A 16,898-nucleotide genomic window follows, 5' to 3' on the forward strand; every position below is an offset into this window, starting at 1 on the left:
CTCAGGCTGCTCGTCGTGCGGCCAAGGCGACCGCTGCGCTCGCCACGGCTGCGATCCACAGCCCGGCCATGACCTGTTGGGTGTGCCAGCGTGAGGCGAGCGCGGCGATGATCATCGGCAGGAAGAAGCCGAGATAGGTGAGGCAGTAGAAGACCGCGTTGGTCATCGCCAGGTGAGTCGCGTCGGCGGCGTGCTCGACGCGGGTGAGCCCGCCGACGAGGTTGAGTCCGTATCCGCACCCCAGCACCGCTCCGGCGGCAACTGCTAGCAGCGGATTCGGTTGCCACGCAACGAGAGCCACCATCGGGATGCCGACCAGCACGGCCACCATGCCGAGCAGGCTGACCACGCCCGGACGCTGCGCCTCCAGGTCACGGGCGGGCTGCTGCACCAGCACGCCGATGCCGAGCGTCACACCCGACATGGCGCCGCTGAAGGCGATCGACCAGCCGCTGATGTGCTGACCGACGAGGGCGGGGATGGTGACGATGCCCAGCGACGGGCAGGCGAACACCCACGGCGCCATCGGCGCGATGCGTCCCCAGAAATGCGTCGACAGGGCCGCGTGCGACGGGCGAGTCGCAGGGACGTCCGGCTCGCCGATCGCGACGAGATGGTCGGGGGCATGCTGGGAGCGCATCGGAGCGTTCCACACGACCGCCGCGGCAACAGCCGTCAGGGCGATGTGGACGAGGTACGGGACGACCTTGGGGCCGGCAACCCATTCGGCGAGCACCCCGGCCGCCACGGGGCCGAGGCAGAACCCGCCCGACAACGACATCGCGGCCCGACGGGCGCCCGTCCCTGCAGGTGCATCGCTGGACAGTTCCTTGACCCAGGTCGAGCCCGGCGCCATGGCGGCACCGGTTGCCATGCCGTACAGCACACGTCCGATGAACAGCAGGACGGAGTTCGATTCACCGATCGCCAGCACAGCCGAGGCGAGAGCACTGAACACCATGACCGGTCGGAGCACCGCACGGTGGCCGAAGCGTCCGGCCAGTGCAGCCGAACCCAGCAGGGCCGGGACCAGGCCGAGAACGTATGCCGCGAACATCGCGTTGACGAAGGTGGGGGTGAGTCCGTTCTCCGCGCGGTAGACCAGCAGCAGCGGGGAGAACTCGTTGGCCCCCCATCCGACGACGAACAGCGCGAACGCGACGCGCATCCATGGCTTCACCGGCACAGCCTGGCAGGCATGAATCCGGCGAGCATCACTGCAGGTGCGGACATCCGTCGTGCGCCCCTCCCACCGCACCGACCGATCGGTGGGCTTGTGGACCGGTGCTCGCCGTCCGGGTCGCCGGCCTGACATGCTGCACCCATGCCGTCGTCCCGTGGTTCGCGTCCGCTCCCGCACCAGGAAGTCGTTCGTCGTGCTACCCAGCAGTACGCCTCCCTGCACCCGAAGTTGCGCGTCGCCGCTGAAGAAGCGGTCGATCTCGTCGTCGGCATCCTGGACGACGCCGGCCTCAACTACCTGACCGTCACCGGCCGAGCCAAGAGCGTCGAGTCGTTCGCCGACAAGGCCGGCCGGTTGCGGGACGGTACGCCGGTCTATCCCGACCCGATGTCCGACATCGGCGACGTGATCGGTCTGCGGGTCATCACCTACGTGCGTTCGGACGTCGCGGCGGTCGCTCAACTGCTGGCCACCGAGGCAGTCGTGCTGGACGACCGGGACATGGGCAGCGAGACCGCGAGCGAGGGGCGCTGGGGTTACGCGAGCCGGCACCTGCAGATCCAGCTCTCGGCCGAGGACCGCAAGGCCCACCCGAAGATCGGAGACCGGCACGTACAGGTGCAGATCCGTACCGTGCTGCAGCACGCATGGGCCGAGTTCGAGCACGACATCCGTTACAAGGGGACGGTTCCGGATGAGTACCGCTCCGACTTCGATCGTCGTTTCAGTCTTGCGGCGGGTCTGCTCGAGCTCGCCGACCTCGAGTTCTCGGCGATCCGCGAACGCCTGCAACGGCCGGTGCACGCGCCCTCCTCCGGCGACCCCGAGGTCGACCCGCGCATCGACCCGCGCGAGTTGGCCGCGTTCCTGGCCGGTCAGTACGCGGACGCCAGCTGGTCGCGTCCGGAGCACTACGCCTGGATGTCGGGGCTCGTCCTCGAGCTCGGGATCACCTCGCTGACCGAGCTCGCCGATGCGATCCGCAGTATCGACGTCGCGGACGTGGACCGGCGAATGGGTTATCGCAACCCGCCGGGCGCCGTCCGCCGGTTGGATGACGTCCTGCTGGTCGCGTTCGGTGAGAGGTACATCGATCTGCACGACAACTCCCACCGCGTCGACCGGCTGAAGACGCGGCTGGCGAAGATGAAGTCCGCCGGCTGACTCGCCTACGCACTCATCAGCGGCTTCTGAACGCCCAAGGCTTCCGCCGACTTTGGCTGGTTGAGCCCTACGGCGGAATGTCACCACCGCCGGCCGCAGGCTTCGGGGGCCTAGGAGCGTTCGCTGGTTGAGCCCTGCGCCCGAGGTACGAGGGCGCAGGTGCCGAAACCACGGCGACATAGACGGACACCCGACCCGCCGAGGAAGGGCTGTGCATAAATAGGCCCGCGAAGCCGGGCTGTGGATACCGTCAAGTAGCGAATTCTGTTGTCGACGAACGAAATTCAGGGACCAAACCCTTCCCCACACTGTTCGAACACCTGTACGATGAAGGTAGACCGGAAGCGCACCAAGGGAGGGTGAGTGGGCATGGTGAACGAACGCTGGTCGAGTAGCTGCGAGCCCCCAGGGGCGAGCGGCGCGATCGAGACCCGGTGCGGTTCGACGGCTGCTGAACCGGCCCCTGCGTACCCGGGCGAGGCGGGTGAGTGTGCTGGGTCGGTGCGTGAGGTGCTGCCGGATGTGTGCCGGTTGGCGTCGATCTCGGTGAATCTGAGTGATGTGGAGCTGACGGTGGCGGCGCAGTCGTTGGCGGTGATGATGCAGCAGGCGGAAGCAGCGTTGGTGGCGGTAACTGCTGAGGCGATCGAGCGGGGAGCGGTGGATCGGTCGACCGCGGCGGGTGCGGGGCAGTGGGTGCAACGGTTGTCCAGTGGTGAGGACGCGGGCTCAGTGCTCGGCGCGCAGACAGCGTCGCTCGCGGGGCCCCTGGTTCGGGTGGATCCGGTTGAGACAGAACACGATTCCGACGGTTCCGACTGTTCCGACGGTTCTGATGTGTCGTGTGCTGTGGCTGCTGGTGGTTTGGAGCCGGCGCATGCTGCCCGGGTTGCTCGGTTGGCGGACGCGTGTCGGTCGCCGTTGAATGCTCGGTTGGCTGCTGCGGTGACCTCGGGGGCGGTGAACACCACGATCGCGAATGCGGCGTTGTTCAACACCGCGAAGGTGAAAGCGGTGGTGCCGACCGCGGGTGTGGACGAGATTTATGGGTGGTTCCTGTCGCTGGCGCCGGGTGATGGGGCGCGGGCGGTGCGGGAGTTGACCAAGCGGATCCTGGCTGAGTACGGCCAGGAGGTGCTGGATGAGAAGGAAGACGCGTTGCAGCGGCACGAGTCGTTGTCGTGGACTGATCTGCCGGAGGGCATGGTGCGGTTCACCGGTGACTTCTCTGCTGATCATGCCGAGGTGATCAAGCACGCGATCGGAGCATTGTCGGCGCCGTCACCGGTGTCGAAGTGCTGCGAGGATCCGCATCACCGGCACTACCCGGGTGCGAGCAGGTCGGGTGAACCGGATCTGCGGACGCCGGGCAAGCGGCGCGCGGATGCGTTGCTGATGTTGATCATGGTGGGTGCGCAGGCTGTTGATGGTGACGGCAGTGTGAAGACGTTCGGGACGGCCCGGTTGGTGGTCACGATCGATTACGGGGTGCTCGCCAAAGCGCTTGCGGGGTTGGGCGTCACTGATGGTGGTGTGGGTGTCACACCGGACACGGTGCGGCAGTTGGCGTGTGATGCGGAGATCATTCCGATGGTGTTGGGTTCGAAGAGTCAACCGTTGAACGTCGGACGCAAAGTCCGGTTGGTCGACAAGGAACTGCGACGAGCAGTGATCCAACGAGATCGGCACTGCAGCTTCGATGGGTGCACGCGGCCGCCGGTGATGTGCGAGGTCCACCACGTTCAACCGTGGTGGACCGGTGGTGAAACATCCCTGGCGAACTCAGCCCTGTTGTGCGGCACGCATCACCGGATCGTGCACCGTGACAACCTCACCGCGACCGTTACCGACGAAACCGTGACCTGGCACCACCAAAAGAAGACCGCCTCCGCGGCCTGACCGATCGAAGCCCTCAGGTTCGACCGATGTTTTCAGTTCCACCGAGGGGTCATTCGCCAGGACATGATTCCTGTCACCACTCGGTGACGTTCTCGAGCGAAATGAATCAGAGCGACGCGAGCACTTGTAGCGTCACGACGCTGCGAGATTTGTGAGCGGCGTAGCGGTCCGTCTACTCGTGAGCAGCAAGACCGCGACCGCCTCGCACAGCACGGCGAGGACGATCGCCGCCGCTCCCACCGCGGTGCTGAGTGAGACGACAGTGGCGACCGCGCCGACGCCGATCGCGGTGGCGGCCTGCAGCGTGTAGGCGACCAGATAGAGGAACGACAGTGTGGCACCCCGGTGATGCGTAGGAGACAGGTCGTTGATGAGTCCGAGCCCGCCGGTGAACGCCAGCGCGTAGGCGATCCCGCCGACGACGCACCAGCCGAGGAACAACGGAAGCGATCCGAAGCCGCTGGCCGCCGCCATGAGTGCGAGGCTCACGAGAGTGAGCGCGGTGCCGGCCCAAATGAGAGCGCGGGCATGGAACCGCGGCAGGAAAAGGCCAGTGACCCCAATGCACGCGGATGACGTGGCCAGCAGGCTCCCGACGAGAGCGGTGTTCTCGTTGTGGGTGAACTGGTCGATCATGTGGGCGCCCAAGGACAGGAAGATCGCACCGACGCAGTAAGCCAGGCTCACCGAGAGCGTCGAGATGACGAACCCGGTCCGGAATCCGGTGGGGACGAACGGTACCTGCGGTCGCCACCGCTTCGTCATCAGTGGTCGGTCGTCCGGGGTGGCCCACACCGCCGCACCCGCCGTCACGGCAAGGACGAGCAGGACGATGTAACTCCACAGCAGCGGGCGAGGGAGGTGTTCGGCGAACAAGCCGCTGAGCAGCAGGGCAAAAGTGAGACCGGTTGCCGTCGCGACGGTGGCGACAGTGCTCGCGGAGCGAGGGTTGCGGCTGGTGTTGTTCTCGATCAGGGACGCGGTCGCGGCGCCCATTGCCAGGCCCGCCCCGGCGCCCTGCAGCACGCGTCCGACATAGAGGAAGGCGACGTTGGGTGCGAATGCGAACACGATCGCGGAGGCTGCCATGAGCGCGATGCCCGCGAGCATGATGCGGCGCCGTCCGAACAGGTCGGACAGATTCCCGAACAAGGGGAGCACCACGACCAGCGCGAGTTGATAGGTCGCGAACACGGTCGTGACCGCGACTGGCGGTAGATCCCACTTCACCGCGTAGAGCGGATAGAGGACGCTCGGCGCTCCCGACGACCAGAGCGACAGGCCCAGGACGGACGCCGCGGACCAGAACGCCCCGCGCCGGCCCAGGCGGTTCATGATGCTTGGGCGCGGAGGCGTGCGAACAACACACGGCCCATCGCCCGTTCCCTCCGTCGTCGTCCGGTCTCAAGGATCAGCCGAAGTAGCTGTCGAGCATGAGGTGAGGTCATCCGTCACGTGAAGTGCCCCCGGCAGGATTCGAACCTGCGACACCCGCTTTAGGAGAGCGGTGCTCTATCCCCTGAGCTACGAGGGCGGGGGCCGGATGCCCGGCCGGAGCAGTCTAGTTCGCAGGTGGTCGAACCTCCGAACTCACCGGGCGACTCACAGTTCGGCCAGCTTGTCCGCCAGGTCGTCCTTGGCGGGCGGATGAGTGTCCTTGGCAGCTTGCTCGGCCGCGTACCGCCCTTCGGGTGTGAGTGGCTCGAGTTCGCCCGGAGACAGGTCACCTGTTCGCAGGTCGATCTGTTCACCCAGATAGCGCAGTGTCACCGCGACCGTCGCGGCGAGAGGTACGGCGAAGAAGGCGCCGACGATGCCGAACAACTGGCCACCCAGCGCGATCGACAGCAACACCAGCGCAGGGTGCAACTCCATCGAACGGCTCTGCAGCAAGGGCTGCAGGATGTGGCCCTCGAGTTGCTGCACCAGCAGGACGATCAGCAGCACCAGCAACGCGGTCGTGACGCTCTTGGTCACCAGCGCCACCAGCACCGCGAGCGTCCCGGCGACGAACGCACCGACGATCGGGACGAACCCACCGAAGAAGGTCAGCAGCGCCAAGGGCAGCGCGAGCGGGACGCCGAGCACCACCAGACCGAGACCGATGAAGAACGCGTCCACCGCAGAGACCAGGGCCTGCGTCCGGATGAACCCGGACAGGGTCTGCCACACGCGGGTGAGCATCTCGGTGAAGTGGGCGCCGGCGCCGCGTCCTGCGATCGAGCGCAGCCACGGCAGGAAGTGCGGTCCGTCCTTGATCATCAGGAAGCACAGGATCAGGGCCACGATGAGGTTGACCAGGATGTGTCCGGCGGTCGTGACGCCGGTGAAGACACCGCTGGCGATCTTGTCGCCGGATGTCTGCAGCTTGTCGGTGATGGCCTTGACCGCGTTGTCGATCTGCTCGGGCTGCACGTTGAACGGCGGGCCTTCGAGCCAGTCCTGGATCTTGTTGACCCCGTCGATCGACTTGCTGGTGAGTTCGGGCACCTGCGAACTCACCATCGGCGTCATCAGCGCGATGATCGCCGCGAACACTGCGATCGCACCGAGCAGGCTGGTGACGGCGGCGGCCGCGGGGGAGAAGCCGCGCGAACGCAGCCAGCGGGTCGGCGGCCACAACACGGTGGCGATGACGAGCGCCAAGCACACCGGCAGCAGGGCCGACCAGAAGATGCCCACGATCTTCAGCACGGCCCACAGGGCGGCCAGGATCAGCAGCGTTCTCAGAGCCCAGCCGGCGGTCCAACGCATGCCTCGTCCGATGACCATGGCCCGGTCGACGCCCTCGTTGGTCATGCGCGCCTTCGCGACCTTCGACCCGGCAGCCACCCGCTCGCCCAGGATGCGGGGCCGTGCCTTGGCGGTGCCGTCGCCGGAGTCCTCGTCCGGACGCGTGGGCATCTGTTTGGGGCCCGCGAGCTTTGTACCCAGGCGGGACAAGCCCAGACGTTTCAGCATTGTTCTCCTTCAAGCGGCGAAGTCCGAACCGGCCCCGAGGATGAGGACCGGCGCCGGACGCTGCCCCCACTGAACCACCTCGATCGGCGCGACGGGGAACTAGCGCGAGAACGGGCAGGTAACCTACCGGAACGATGAGTGACTCCTCGGTATCCACAGCTGCGTCGTCGTCCGCCGGCCCTACGCGAAACAAGCGCATCGCCGCGGGCGCCGGACTGCTCGCGCTCACCCTCGGCACCGGTGGCGCGGTCTCGGCGATGGTCGGCTCGTCGGACGAGGTCGCGTCCTGCGCCGAGCCGGCGAAGGTGTCCGTGTCGGTGACCCCGGAGTTGTACCCAGTCGTCTTCGAGCAGGTGGACGCGTTGGAGTCCAACCCCACGCTGTGCGCGGACTACGTCGTCAGCCGCGCATCGGGCGAAAGCGTCAACCGGGCCGTGAAGGCGGGCGGCCAAGGCATCCCGGATGTGTGGATCCCCGATTCCTCGATGTGGGTGGACGACGCCACGGCGAAGCTCGGTGCGGGCTGGGTCGGAAACTCCGGTTCGATCGCCGGCAGTCCCGTGGTCGTCGGCGTGCCGCAGGCACAGTCCTCCCTGCCCGGTTTCGACAAGACCCCGACTTGGGCGCAGCTGCTCAGTGCCGGCAATCTCCCTGTCACCGTTCAGGACACCGGTGTCTCCTCGACCGCGCTCGCCGCGATGACCGTCGCGAACCGCGGATCGGGCACCCGTCAGGAACGCACCGACCTGCTGCGCTCGATCGTTCGACTCAGCCGTTCGACCCTGTCGCCGGAGTCGCTGGCCGGCCGCGCTGTGCAGGGGTCGGACGCCGCACGCGCATACCCGCTGTCGGAACAACAGTTGCTCGAGTTCGACCGGACCCACCCGGACAAGAAGCTGCGGCCGCTGATTCCGCAGGAAGGCGTCCCGCAGCTCGACTTCCCGTTCGTGCGTCCGGTCAAGGGAACCTCCGCACCGCAGAACGCGATCGATGCGTTGCTCGCCTCTCTGCGCAGCGCGCAGGCGAAGTCGGCGCTGAACAAGGCGGGCTTCCGGGTGCCCGGGGGACAGGCGCCGGACGGTTCGGCACTTCCCTCCGACATCAAGCTGGTGGCGGCGCCCAAGAGCGCCGAGAACGTCAGCGCCGTCAAGTCGTGGGGTGACCTGGCACGCGACGCACGCATGCTCGTCCTGGTCGATGTGTCGGGCTCGATGATCGCCGAGGTGGGGCCGAAGCAGAGCCGGATCGACCTGCTCGCCAGCACCGCGAAACTCGCACTGAACGCGCTCCCGGGCACGACTCAGATCGGTGCCTGGGCGTTCAGCACCGACCTCGACGGCAAGGGCAAGGATTATCTGGCGATCGTTCCCGAGGTCGCCGAGATCGGTAACACCCCGGCCGGCAACGCGCACAAGCAGAAGATGGTCGACAAGCTCGGACAGCTACCCGCCTTGGTCGACAAGAACGGGGACACCGGTCTGTACGACTCGATCTGGGCGGCGTACCAGGCGGCGACCAAGAGCTACCGAGACGGCTACGTCAACTCGATCGTCGTGATGACCGACGGCAAGAACGACGACCCGGGTGGCGGGCTCAGTCTCCAGCAGCTGCTGAAGAACCTCGGCGGCGCCTACAAACCCGACAAGCCGATCAAGCTGGTCGCCATCTCGATGGGCCAGGACACCGATCCGGCCGCGCTCAAGCAGATCGCGAGGGCAACCGACGGGTTGTCCTACGTGACCAAGGACCCCTCGGAGATCTCAACTGTGTTCGTCGACGCATTCCTGCACCGAAGCTGACGATGACCGACACCACCGCAACGGACGACCGTTCCGCGCACGACATCGCCGGCTGGCGCGAGGAGCTCACCGGTATCGGCGGACCCAACACCTTGTTGTGGTTCGACGACCGCGGACGCGGCATGCTCGAACTCACCACCGCGCACCCGGCCGGGGTGGCTCGCCTGTTCTCCTCCGGCAGCGCCCGTCTGTCGCAGGTGGTGCGGGAGTCCTACGCCTACGCCGAGGCCTCGCGCCGGCTGCGGATGATCGAGGCCAAGGTCGTGGAACTGCAGGAGGACCGTGGCATCGATTCGTGCTGGATGGGTATCGGCCTGGCCGGGTGGAAGGTGCGGGGCAGCGGCACGCCTCCGCTCGCCCCGGTGCTGCTGCGCCGGGTGCGCCTGCAACGGGTCGCCGGGCACCCGGACGACCTGCTCATCGAGGTCACGAGTCCCGCGATCGTGAACCCGGCGCTGGTTGCGTACCTACGGCAGGCCTACGGCATCGAGGTCGACGAGGACGCGTTGACCGCGCTCGCCCGCGCCAGTTCACCGTCGGACCCGCGACAGGTGTTCGACGAACTACGCCGAGCGTGCACCACGGTGCCCGGCTTCGAGATCCAGCGTCGCCAGATCATCAGCACCTTCAACCTCAGCAAGGCCGACCTCGTCGGTGACCTGATGGACGAGCACGCTCCCGGTCACCCGGTGCTGGATGCGCTGAGCGGTGACCCGGACGCGTTGGACGCGATCCGCGCAGTGCCGCCGGAGCCTGACCCCACCGGGCTGGCCGAAGCCCACGGCGTGCTGGCATCGGACGCCTCGCAGGAAGCCGTGCTCAGCGCTGTGCTCGCCGGCGCCCACCTGACGGTCGACGGGGCGCCCGGTACCGGCAAGACCCAGACCATCGCCAACCTCGTCGCTGCGCTCGCGGCGCAGGGCCGGCCGATGTTGCTGGTCAGTCACAAGCGCGCCGCCATCGAAGCGGTGAACAGTCGGCTGACCGAGGTCGGACTCGGCGACCTCGTCGCACACATGAGCGACGGGCGCCCGGGCCCTGAGTTCGAGGAACTGTTCAACCGGCGTATTCAGGAAGCGATCGCCTCCTCCGCGCAGCCCCCCGCGGTGCAACGGAACCCGTCGGTCTTCGCGCAGAAGTTGCAGGAGCACCACCAGCGGATGCACCGGCTGCACTCGCCGTGGCAGGTCTCGCTGGCGCAGACCCTCGAGGCGATCACCGCGCTGGGCGATCGGCGTCCCTCACCGCGCTCACATGTCCGGCTGGCCGGCGGCGACCTGCTGGCGCTGTCACCCGCGCAGCGCGACGAAGCCGGACGCCGCCTGCTGGCCATCGCGCGCAAGGGCGCGTGGCCGACCAGCGGTGAGAACGACCCTTGGTACGGCGCCGCCATCGCCGGTCCGCAGCAAGCGCAGCGGACGCGCAACAGCGTCACCGAGTTGGCGAACGAGCGACTCGGCGCGCACCGTGCGCTGGTCGAAGATCTCTTCGACCAGGTCGGCCTGCCCTCACCCGCCGACATGCGCGAGGAGGAGGAGTGCCTCGAACTGCTCCAGCACGTGACCGACACGCTCGAAGTCTTCCGCCCCGAGGTGTTCGAGGCGCCGCTCGGCGACCTGGCCGCAGCTACCGGCGACCGCCACTACCGGCGGGAACACGACTCGAAGGTCGGGGTCATGGAACGGCGCCGGTTGGTCGCGCAGGCGCAGGAGTTGCTGCGTCCGGGACCGCGTCCCGATCTGCACGGTGTGCTGGTGCAGGCGTTGCGGCAGCGGGTCACGTGGCGCCGGATCGCGGGCAAGGGTTCCCGGCCGGCCGCACCGAAGGGTCTGGCCGACGTGGTCGCCGCCCACGAGAAGATGCGCAGCGAACTCGAGTGGCTCGGGCAGCGACTGTCCACCACCGCCGACGGCGGGGACCTGCTCGACCAGTCGTTCGACTCGCTGCAGGCGCGCCTGGGACGGTTGTCGCACTCGATCGAACGACTCGGCGTCATCCCCGAGGTAACCGCCGACATCGATGCCTTGCGTGCGCAGGGACTCGGCGACCTCGTCGACGAACTCGCGCACCGGCAGGTCAGCCCCGACGAGGTTGTGCCCGAACTCGAATTCGTTTGGTGGACTTCGCTTTTCGCTCATCTTCACGATCCTGCCGAGGGTACTGATGCCGGCGGTCAGCAGATCCGCGATCTGCTGCACCAGTACGCGGCCGATGAGCAGGAGCGCCGCGCGGAACGCGCCGGCTTCGTGCGCGCCAAGCTGGACGAACGTCTGCGATTCGTCGTACGCAACCTGCCTGAGCAGATGCGGGACGTCCAACAGGGTCTGGCCCGCGGGGCCAGCCTGCGGGACCTGTTGCCGGCTGCACCCGAGCTGATGATGGCGCTCATGCCGTGCTGGGCGATGAGTCCCCTGCTTGTACCCGCCCACGTCCCGACGGGCGTCTGGTTCGACGTCGTCGCGATCGACGAGGCGTCCCGGATGAGCACCGCGGAGGCGGTGCCGGCGGTTCGGCGCGGTGCGCAGACCGTCCTGTTCGGTGACCGGCGTCAGCTGCGACCGAGTCGGTTCGCGGTCGACGCGGCGCGCACCCCGGCCGGTGCACGACCGACCCCCTCGATCCTGGACGAACTCACCGGGCTCGTACCGGCGATCGAACTGGGCACGCACTACCGATCGCGCGACGGGCGGCTGTTCGACTTCGCGAACATCCAGGCGTACGGCGCGAAGGTGCGCACCTTCCCCGCTCCGACCGACGGCCGGGTCATCAGGCTGGACATCACCGCGGCGGGTCAGGACGAGCTCGACCGCGTCGTCGACGTCGTGAGCAGTCACGCTGCACGTCCTGGACGCGGGTCGTTGATGGTGGTGGCACTGACCGACGAGCACGCCGAGCGACTGAACGCCCAGTTGGCGCGACGCGCAGTCACCGATCCCGGGGTACGGGCGCTGTTGGAGGAGAACTCCGCCGAAGCGTTCATCGTGCGCACCGCCGAACGCGCCCAGGGCTTCACCCGTGACGTCGTCGTGCTCAGCACCGGATGCCGGGTGGACGAGGACGGCGGGCTTGTCGGCGCGGTGGCGCGTGTGTTGGACGACGGGGGCGAGCGTGCCCTGCTGGTCGCCACCACGCGGGCCCGCGAACAACTCGTCGTCGTCAGCGCGTTCCGGGCGGACGACGTCGCCGTGGCCGGACTGCACAGCCGCGGTGCCCAGATGTATCGCGACCTGCTCGTTCACGCGGCCACCGGTGGCGGGGCCGAACGGACCGCCGGCCCGCCGGGGTCGGCGGGAAAGAGCAAACAGTCTCGCCGTCGGCGCACCGCCTCGACCGGCAGTGTGCTGGATCGGCCCCTGAGTAAACCCGTCGACGAACCGGCACACCCGTGCATCGGCGACCTCGCGCGCCGGTTGCGCGGCGAGGGTCTGACCGTTCGGCCGGGGGCGGGCACGTCTCGCCCGGCGGTCGACCTGGTGATCGTCGAGGGTGAGCCCTTGGTGGTCGACACCGACGCCGTCGCCTTGGCCGAACTCGGCAACGTACGCGATCGCGATCTCGTGCGTCCGGCGCAGTTGCGCGCTCGCGGCTGGCGGTACGAGCGACTGGCGCTGGGTGAGGTCTTCAGCGACCCCGCCCAGCAGATTGCTCGGTTGGCTGAGGTCGCCACACGCACGCAGGACGGGGCGTAGTGACCGAGCAGCCGCGGCGACGCAAGCACCGTCGGGTGGTGCGACCGGCGACCGGCGGAGAATCCGGCCCCGAGCCGCGTGCGGACGAACCGGCCAAGGAGGATCCGACGCCGCGCGACCGGGCCCGCGAGACCTGGCTCAACGAGCAGCGTCCGCCGCACTGGCAGTAGTGAGGCAACGAAGAACAAGAACGGGCGCCCCGATCGGGGCGCCCGTTCCTGTTGTGGTGCTGGGTGATCAGCGGCCCGTGCGCAGGGCGTCGCGAATCTCGGTGAGGACGCTGAGTTCGGTGACGTCGTCCTCTTCCTTCTGCTTCATGAAGCGGGCCTTGAAAGCCTCGTACGGCTTGACGACGCCGAAGTAGACGACGGCGGCGACGATCAGGAAGCCGATCAGGGCGGTGAGGAAGTTACCCACGCTCACGCCGCCCGGCTTGTAGTTGGAGAAGTCGGGGGTCCCGCCGGCCTTGCCGATGAGGTCCATGATGATCTTGACGAAGGCGTCGACAACCTTGGCGAAAACGGTGCCGATGACAACCGCAACAGCGAGTTCGACGACGTTGCCCTGCAACAGGAATTTCTTGAAGCCACTCACGGCTGTTTCCTTCTCTTTTCGGGGTCTTTGTGCTTCGGTGCTTTCTGCAGGAAGCGCCGCCACAGTAGCGGAGCAACCCGGAGTGGAAAAATCCGAAACGCCCACACGGCGACGTTTGTTGTGTTAGGCCCGTGACGATGCGGCCGCGATCAAGCCCGTCCCGAGGGTCGCCGCAGAGGCCAGTGCGCCCGCCAGTTGCGCGGAATTCCGCTGCTCCACCGCGATGACCAGTGTGGGCTCTGCGGGTGCAGTCACGTCGTGAGGTCCGACCTTTGGGGTGGTGGACATCACGACTCGCGCCGAGCTCGCCACCAATCGTCGGGTGGCCGGGTCGTAGAGATCGACACGGTCGCCGGCTCTGAGCAGTGCCGCCAACTGTGGGTCGGCGAGCGGGATCGTGAAGGCCTGTTCGCCCGGACGCAGCGCCTTCCAGGCGCTGTGGGCCAGCCGGGTCGCCGTGACCGGTTCGCCCGCAGCGAGAGCGCCCGTGGTCACCTGTCCGGCCGCCTGGGCAGGCAGCAGCAGACCGGGCACGACGACGCCGGCGGGCCACTGCGCGATCTTCAGGTCGGCTGAGCCGAGCGTCGTCCCGGCGGCGATGGGACGTGCCGCGACGGTGACCGCGACGGTCGCAGCCGCGCTCGGCCGCAACGCCGCCCACGTCGTCCACAGCGCCAGCACCGCGAGCAGCAACGCACCGGTGCGTCGCAGGCGGGTCCGGCGCCACCTCTGTGCGCGGCTGCCGGTGCGTGCCGATCCGAACCGACTCACGGCAACTCGAAAGGAAGAGTGATTCCGTCGAGCGCATTCCTGCATTCACAGTTCGAGTCGTCGACGGGCGGAAGCTGCGCGATGGTGCGTCGCACCAGATCTTTCAAGTGCTCGACCTTCGTCGCGAACACCGCCAGTACTTCTTCGTGGGTGACACCCGGCTGGCCCTCCACCCCCGCGTCGGCGTCGGTGACCAGGCAGACGCTGGTGAAACACATCGCGAGTTCGCGGGCGATCGACGCTTCGGGCATCCCGGTCATGCCGACGACCGACCACCCGGCTGCCTGGTGCCATTGCGACTCGGCGCGGCTGGAGAAGCGCGGCCCGTTGATCACCACCAACGTGCCGCCGTCGACCGATGGTAGGTCGGCGTCGTCGCGTGCGGCGTCCAGCACCGAGGCTCGCCCGGTGGGGCAGTACGGATCGGCGAACCCGACGTGGACGACGGCCCCCGGTTCGTCGTACACGGTGTGTTCGCGACCCCAGGTGCGGTCGACGACCTGATCGGGCACCACGACGGTGCCGGGGCCGAACTCCGGTTTCAATGCACCGACGGCGCACGGGGCGAGGACCTGGCGCACGCCGACGCAGCGCAGGGCCCACAGGTTGGCGCGGTAGTTGACCCGGTGCGGCGGGAAACGGTGCCCCTGACCGTGCCGTGCCAGGAAGGCCACCGACCGTCCGCCGACCGAGCCGATGACGACGTCGTCACTCGGCGGACCGAACGGGGTGTCGACCGCGACCCGGCGGGCGTCGTCCAGGAAGGTGTAGAACCCAGATCCGCCGATGACACCGATCTCGGCTGTGGGTGCGGACTCGGCGCCGGCGGTGCTCTGGGAAGTCATGCCGCGAGGTTAACGGGCGGCGCCCACGCCCAGCGGGTCCGCGAGGTCAGACTGTGGACCGCAGACGACCCGCAGCGGGGCTGTGGAGAATCGGGTCAGTCGGACTTGGGCGCAGGAGTGCTCGGGGCACTCGGGGCCGGCGTGCTGGAACCGGTGTCCGAGGACGAGGACGAAGACGAGGACGAGGAGGTGTCGCTCTTCTTGTCCTTCGCCGCAGGAGTCGTCGACGACGAGGAGGACGAGGAGTTGCTTCGGCTGTCGGTGCGGTAGAAACCGGATCCCTTGAAGACGACTCCGACCGAGTTGAACACCTTGCGCAGCTGACCACCGCACTCCGGGCAGTCGGTCAGGGCGTTGTCACTGAAGGACTGGACGATGTCGAACTGATGACCGCAGTTCTTGCAGCCGTACGAATAGGTGGGCACGTCGCAGAATTCTAGGTCAGCGACGCCGGACGTCCTGCGCCACCGTCCGATCTGCCTCGTCCCGACGCCATCCGGCCAGACGTCCGCGATCACTCACCGCGCGGATCCGCTTGACGACGGACGTCCGAGAAGTGCTCGGCGTGACGACCAGCAACTGGTCGCCACGGTGCAGCACCGAACGCCTGCTCGGCACGAACGAATCGTCACCACGCTTGACCAGCGTCACGTTCGCGCCCTTGGGCAGACGCAGCTCGTGCACCTCGACCCCGTGCAGCAGCGAGCGCTCACCGATGCGCACCTGCACCACCTCGGCGTTCAGTTCGTCCAGGGGAGTGGCCTCGAGTTCGACGTCGACGACGTGCGATTCGTCGACGATGCCGAGCTTGCGGGCGACCCAGGGCAAGGTCGGCGCCTGCACGATCGTGAAGATCACGACGAGCATGAACACCAGGTCGAAGATCCACTCCGTGCCGCGGCTGCCGAGCGTCAGCGGCACCGTCGCGAGCACGACCGGGACGGCTCCCCGCAGACCTGCCCAGGACAGGAAGAGCTTCTCCCGCAACGAGATTCCGAACCCCGGCATCGACCCGAACACCGAGAGTGGCCGGGCCACGAGCAACAGCACGAGACCGACGACGATCGAAGGCCAGATCTGTTCGTCCAGGCGGCGCGGGTCGGCCAGCAGCCCGAGCAGCACGAACAGCCCGATCTGCGCGAGCCAGCCGAGCGCCTGCGCGAAGCCGCGGACCGCTTGCCGGTGCGGCAGTCCCTGATTGCCGAGCACGAGTGCGCACAGGTAGACGGCGATGAAACCGCTCGCGTGGATGACGTCGGCGAGTGCGAATGCGAGCACGCACGCCGCGACGACGCCGATGGAGAACAAGCCGGACGACCCGGGGGCCGAGCGCTTCATCAATTTGCCGAGCACGAACCCGAGCGCGAGACCGATGGCCGCGCCGATGGCCAGTTCCGCGATTGCCGCGAAGCCGACCAGTCCCCAGTTCGGGTCGGCTCGATCATCAGCGCCGACAGTGGCCAAGGCGGAGACGAGCAGCACGACGGGGGCGTCGTTGAAGCCGGACTCGGCCTCCAACAGGCCCTTCAGTCGGTCGGGCAGCGGCACCTTGCGCAACACTGAAAACACCGCGGCAGCGTCCGTGGAGGACACGATCGCGCCGAGCAACAGCGCTGTCTCCCAACGCAGTCCGAGCAGGAAGTGCACGGCGACGCCGACCACACCGACAGAGATCAACACACCGATCGTGGACAACAGCATGGCTGGTAAGACGCTGCGTCTGATGCTGCTCCACTCGGTGGTCAGCCCACCTTCGGCGAGGATCAGCACGAGGGCGGCGTAGCCGAGTACCTCGGTCATCAGCGGGTCGGAGAACTCCAGGCCGAAGCCGGAGCTGCCGAGCATGAGGCCCATCGCGAGATACAGCAGCAGCGTGGGCAGCCCGGACCGGTTGGCCAGACGCACCGCGGCGACCGCGACCAGCAGGACGGCGCTGCCGATGAGCAGTGAGCGGGCCAGGTCGTCGAGGTCGTACGCGCCCGACTTCGGCACG

General features: G+C 67.8%; 13 protein-coding genes and 1 tRNA gene. 5 read left to right on the plus strand and 9 right to left on the minus strand.

What is annotated here, in order from left to right; all coding sequences use genetic code 11:
* Window position 1: 1 nt before the first annotated feature.
* A complete protein-coding gene (locus FB459_RS04650; protein ID WP_170221706.1) occupies window positions 2-1,180 on the minus strand; it encodes an MFS transporter in 1,179 nt (392 codons plus the stop codon).
* Window positions 1,181-1,324: 144 nt separating this feature from the next.
* Between FB459_RS04650 and FB459_RS04655 the strand changes: the two genes are divergently transcribed.
* Window positions 1,325-2,347, plus strand: a complete 1,023-nt coding sequence (locus FB459_RS04655; protein WP_141927621.1) for a GTP pyrophosphokinase — start codon at window positions 1,325-1,327, stop codon at window positions 2,345-2,347.
* Between the two features lie 600 nt (window positions 2,348-2,947).
* Window positions 2,948-4,246, plus strand: a complete 1,299-nt coding sequence (locus tag FB459_RS04660; RefSeq protein WP_246092530.1) for an HNH endonuclease signature motif containing protein — start codon at window positions 2,948-2,950, stop codon at window positions 4,244-4,246.
* A 132-nt stretch (window positions 4,247-4,378) separates the two neighbouring features.
* Here FB459_RS04660 and FB459_RS04665 read toward each other — a convergent pair whose 3' ends face one another.
* From FB459_RS04665 to FB459_RS04675, 3 genes are all read right to left on the minus strand, one after another.
* The gene (locus FB459_RS04665; RefSeq protein WP_141927622.1) at window positions 4,379-5,581 is read right to left on the minus strand and encodes an MFS transporter; all 1,203 of its coding nucleotides are present in this window, start codon (window positions 5,579-5,581) and stop codon (window positions 4,379-4,381) included.
* Between the two features lie 126 nt (window positions 5,582-5,707).
* Window positions 5,708-5,780 (minus strand) — tRNA-Arg (locus tag FB459_RS04670).
* A 68-nt stretch (window positions 5,781-5,848) separates the two neighbouring features.
* Entirely contained in the window at window positions 5,849-7,207 is a 1,359-nt protein-coding gene (locus FB459_RS04675) for an AI-2E family transporter (protein WP_211345132.1), read from the minus strand.
* Between the two features lie 134 nt (window positions 7,208-7,341).
* Here FB459_RS04675 and FB459_RS04680 point away from each other — a divergent pair, with 134 nt between their 5' ends.
* Genes FB459_RS04680 through FB459_RS17165 form a run of 3 tightly spaced genes read left to right on the plus strand, consistent with a single transcriptional unit; the run spans window position 7,342 to window position 12,865 of the window.
* Window positions 7,342-9,006, plus strand: coding sequence for a substrate-binding domain-containing protein (locus tag FB459_RS04680; protein ID WP_141927623.1), 1,665 nt, complete (start codon window positions 7,342-7,344; stop codon window positions 9,004-9,006).
* Window positions 9,007-9,008: 2 nt separating this feature from the next.
* Window positions 9,009-12,695: a hypothetical protein gene (locus FB459_RS04685; RefSeq protein WP_141927624.1), complete on the plus strand. Its 3,687-nt coding sequence runs from the start codon at window positions 9,009-9,011 to the stop codon at window positions 12,693-12,695.
* Complete coding sequence (locus FB459_RS17165) at window positions 12,695-12,865, plus strand: hypothetical protein (RefSeq protein WP_170221708.1); 171 nt, start codon at window positions 12,695-12,697, stop codon at window positions 12,863-12,865. Before FB459_RS04685 ends, FB459_RS17165 begins: the two co-directional genes overlap by 1 nt.
* Window positions 12,866-12,932: 67 nt before the next feature.
* Here the strand turns inward: FB459_RS17165 and FB459_RS04690 are convergent, their stop codons facing one another.
* The 5 genes from FB459_RS04690 to FB459_RS04710 all read right to left on the minus strand — a co-directional run bounded on the left by FB459_RS04690 (window position 12,933) and on the right by FB459_RS04710 (window position 16,897).
* Window positions 12,933-13,289, minus strand: coding sequence for an MscL family protein (locus FB459_RS04690; protein WP_129625302.1), 357 nt, complete (start codon window positions 13,287-13,289; stop codon window positions 12,933-12,935).
* 123 nt (window positions 13,290-13,412) lie between these two features.
* Window positions 13,413-14,060 (minus strand): SAF domain-containing protein, encoded by a 648-nt coding sequence (locus FB459_RS04695; RefSeq protein ID WP_170221710.1) that lies wholly within the window; start codon window positions 14,058-14,060, stop codon window positions 13,413-13,415.
* Window positions 14,057-14,905: an S-methyl-5'-thioadenosine phosphorylase gene (locus FB459_RS04700; RefSeq protein WP_141927626.1), complete on the minus strand. Its 849-nt coding sequence runs from the start codon at window positions 14,903-14,905 to the stop codon at window positions 14,057-14,059. The genes FB459_RS04695 and FB459_RS04700 overlap by 4 nt, the downstream gene beginning before the upstream one ends.
* 95 nt (window positions 14,906-15,000) lie before the next feature.
* Window positions 15,001-15,330, minus strand: a complete 330-nt coding sequence (locus FB459_RS04705) for an FmdB family zinc ribbon protein (RefSeq protein ID WP_129625305.1) — start codon at window positions 15,328-15,330, stop codon at window positions 15,001-15,003.
* Window positions 15,331-15,346: 16 nt separating this feature from the next.
* The gene (locus FB459_RS04710; protein WP_246092317.1) at window positions 15,347-16,897 is read right to left on the minus strand and encodes a potassium/proton antiporter; all 1,551 of its coding nucleotides are present in this window, start codon (window positions 16,895-16,897) and stop codon (window positions 15,347-15,349) included.
* Window position 16,898 lies beyond the last annotated feature (1 nt).

The organism is Yimella lutea (assembly GCF_006715095.1).
Taxonomy (GTDB): Bacteria; Actinomycetota; Actinomycetes; order Actinomycetales; family Dermatophilaceae; genus Yimella; species Yimella lutea.

Coding starts and splice junctions, on each gene's coding strand:
- FB459_RS04655 (WP_141927621.1), top strand. CDS start 1,325: ATGCCGTCGTCCCGTGGTTCGCGTCCGCTCCCGCACCAGGAAGTCGTT.
- FB459_RS04660 (WP_246092530.1), top strand. CDS start 2,948: ATGCAGCAGGCGGAAGCAGCGTTGGTGGCGGTAACTGCTGAGGCGATC.
- FB459_RS04665 (WP_141927622.1), bottom strand. CDS start 5,581: ATGAACCGCCTGGGCCGGCGCGGGGCGTTCTGGTCCGCGGCGTCCGTC.
- FB459_RS04675 (WP_211345132.1), bottom strand. CDS start 7,207: ATGCTGAAACGTCTGGGCTTGTCCCGCCTGGGTACAAAGCTCGCGGGC.
- FB459_RS04680 (WP_141927623.1), top strand. CDS start 7,342: ATGAGTGACTCCTCGGTATCCACAGCTGCGTCGTCGTCCGCCGGCCCT.
- FB459_RS04685 (WP_141927624.1), top strand. CDS start 9,009: ATGACCGACACCACCGCAACGGACGACCGTTCCGCGCACGACATCGCC.
- FB459_RS04700 (WP_141927626.1), bottom strand. CDS start 14,905: ATGACTTCCCAGAGCACCGCCGGCGCCGAGTCCGCACCCACAGCCGAG.